Here is a 2,692-nt window from a genome sequence, read left to right on the forward strand (position 1 = left end):
AGACCGTATAACCGTTGTTCTATCGGCATCTGCTATGAGGGTGGTTTGGATGAACATGGTAAACCATGCGATACTCGTACGCCTGAGCAGACGGAAAGAATGGTTGATGTCTTGACGAGGCTTCATAAACTGTTCCCGAAAGCGAAGATTGTGGGGCATCGTGACTTGCCTGGCACTACACCGAAGGAGTGTCCTTGTCTGGATGCTAATCATATCTTCGGTTACATTGAGGATATTTAGTCTCTCCTAAATATATCTCGTGTATATACCTTATCCTCTACATCGTCAAGGCACGGGTCATAGCGGTTGGCTATAATCGCATGGCTCTGTGCCTTGAATATGTTCATATCATTCACAACCTTACTTCCGAAGAAAGTACTACCATCTTCGAGTGTAGGCTCATAAATAATCACCTCTGCGCCCTTTGCCTTGATACGTTTCATAATACCCTGAATGGCACTCTGACGGAAATTGTCTGAGTTTGACTTCATGGTCAAACGATATACGCCTATCACGCAGTTATGCTCCTTGCTTGCATCATAGCTGTTATCATCAGCATAGCTATAGTAACCAGCCTTCTGAAGAACGGCATCAGCGATATAGTCCTTTCGTGTACGGTTACTCTCAACGATTGCCTCAATCAGGTTCTCTGGCACATCGGCATAATTTGCCAAGAGCTGCTTGGTATCTTTTGGCAAGCAATAGCCACCATAGCCGAAGCTTGGATTGTTATAGTGTGTACCGATACGTGGATCGAGTCCTACTCCATCGATCATGGCCTTGGTATCGAGACCTTTGACCTCGGCGTATGTATCAAGCTCGTTGAAGTAGCTTACACGTAAAGCCAGATAGGTATTGGCAAAAAGCTTCACAGCCTCGGCTTCCTTCATGCCCATGAAAAGCGTGTCGATGTTTTCCTTGATGGCTCCTTCCTGCAAAAGGGCAGCAAAGGTTTTGGCTGCTTCCTTCATTTCCTCGACATCGGTAACGCTCATGATAGCTTCGTTTTCCTCTGCAAACTCAGGGCGGTCGATAATCTTGGGATAGCCAACGATGATACGGCTTGGATAAAGGTTGTCGTAGAGCGCCTTGCTTTCACGAAGGAACTCTGGAGAGAAAAGGAGATTGAACTTCTTGACTCCCTTCTTGGCATACTTCAGGTAAAGGCTGCGGGTATAACCCACTGGAATAGTACTCTTAATAACCATCACAGCGTCTGGGTTCACTTCCAATACCAGGTCAATCACTTCTTCGACATGGGTTGTATCGAAGTAGTTCTTTACTGGGTCGTAGTTGGTTGGTGCAGCAATCACCACGAAATCTGCATCCTTATAGGCTTCCTTGCCATCAAGGGTTGCTATCAGATTCAGTTTTTTCTCTTTCAAATACTTCTCAATGTAATCATCCTGGATGGGAGAAATCTTATTGTTGAGTTTCTCCACCTTTTCTGGGATTACATCTACAGCTGTTACATGATGGTGCTGAGATAACAGGGTTGCTATACTCAGACCTACGTAGCCTGTTCCAGCTACTGCTATTTTTATATCGTTGAAATTGTTCATAGATTTCTATTTTATGTTTTAATTATAATGGTTTTTCGACTCCCCTGTCCCCCCTCTTGCGAAGAGGAGATCCTTAACCCACTCCCAAGCCCTCGCCCTTTCCAAAAGGGCAAGAGATGTAACCGCTCCTCCTGTCGCTCTTAACCGCTTCGCTCTTTGGTTGGCGGACCATCAGAGATCTCGCCAGGGTTGTTTTAGCGGGGATGAACCCGCAGGGGGAAGACTTGCTGAAACTTTTTTTGTGGGACGGGAATGTTTTTTGTTGGTTTTAACGCAATAGGCTTCATTCCTTCCCGAAGCCTATTTCATCGACCAACGAAGCTTACTTCATCGCCCATCGAAGCCTGCTTCATTTTTTCACACGTTTTTCAAGCTTTTATGATTGATATTATAATGCTCGCCTACCACATATTCACTATGGTCTAAATCGTCTGTGATATAGGAGGTGGTGTAGATGACTTGATAGCTATCCGTATCGTATCGATCCTTCAATCGGGCAATCAATGTTTTTTGGAATTTCCGTGCTCGATCTTCCTCTATTCCCTTATCCTCCATGTTGTCGGCAAAGATGAAACGGGGATAGCGCATCCAGTCGATGTCCAGTGAGGCAAAGAAGAGGGAGAAGCGTGCCACCAACTTCAGGAAGAATGCGGAGGAGGCACTGTACTTGGCATAGCGGTCTTTCAAGAACACCATGTTGTTTGGGAAATCTACCGTGATATCAGATGGACTTGCTTCCTTGAAGTCTTTCTGTCTGTCCATATCATTATTGAGGAAATAAGCGGCATGTTCCTGTATCTTTTTCATGACTTCAGAGCGGCGATTTTCTTGCTTCGAATGCTTTGCATGGATATAGCTTTTGTTCTTCTCCATCTCTGCTTCAAGCTGTGTCTTCTGGGCTGTCAACTGCTCGTATTTCTCTGCCAGTTCCAGCATCGTATAAAATTGTTGCAGCTCGCCATTCAACTGTCCTTTCTGATAGTTCAAGTCTTCTATGGCACCTGCTACGCTGCTGCGTGCATTACCCAACAACTCGTCGAGATTGTGGCGAGCTGTTTTTCGCTTCACCTTCAGGCTCCTGAGCTTAGCCTTGGCTGTCGTCAGCTCTTCCTTATCCTTGCGAAGGATAG

3 protein-coding genes are annotated in these 2,692 nt (G+C 45.5%); 1 reads left to right on the forward strand and 2 read right to left on the reverse strand.

The window, feature by feature from the left end; genetic code table 11:
• Window positions 1-240 (forward strand): N-acetylmuramoyl-L-alanine amidase (locus QVD32_RS12765; protein ID WP_287710325.1); only part of this gene is annotated, 240 nt, incomplete at its 5' end.
• Here QVD32_RS12765 and QVD32_RS12770 read toward each other — a convergent pair.
• Both QVD32_RS12770 and QVD32_RS12775 read right to left on the reverse strand, forming a co-directional pair.
• Entirely contained in the window at window positions 237-1,562 is a 1,326-nt protein-coding gene (locus QVD32_RS12770; protein WP_287710326.1) for a nucleotide sugar dehydrogenase, read from the reverse strand. The two genes, QVD32_RS12765 and QVD32_RS12770, sit on opposite strands and share 4 nt — an antisense overlap.
• A 357-nt stretch (window positions 1,563-1,919) precedes the next feature.
• Entirely contained in the window at window positions 1,920-2,630 is a 711-nt protein-coding gene (locus tag QVD32_RS12775; RefSeq protein WP_287710327.1) for a hypothetical protein, read from the reverse strand.
• Window positions 2,631-2,692: the final 62 nt, after the last annotated feature.

This window comes from Barnesiella sp. (assembly GCF_022723415.1).
GTDB lineage: Bacteria > Bacteroidota > Bacteroidia > Bacteroidales > Barnesiellaceae > Barnesiella > Barnesiella intestinihominis.

Coding starts and splice junctions, on each gene's coding strand:
- QVD32_RS12770 (WP_287710326.1), bottom strand. CDS start 1,562: ATGAACAATTTCAACGATATAAAAATAGCAGTAGCTGGAACAGGCTAC.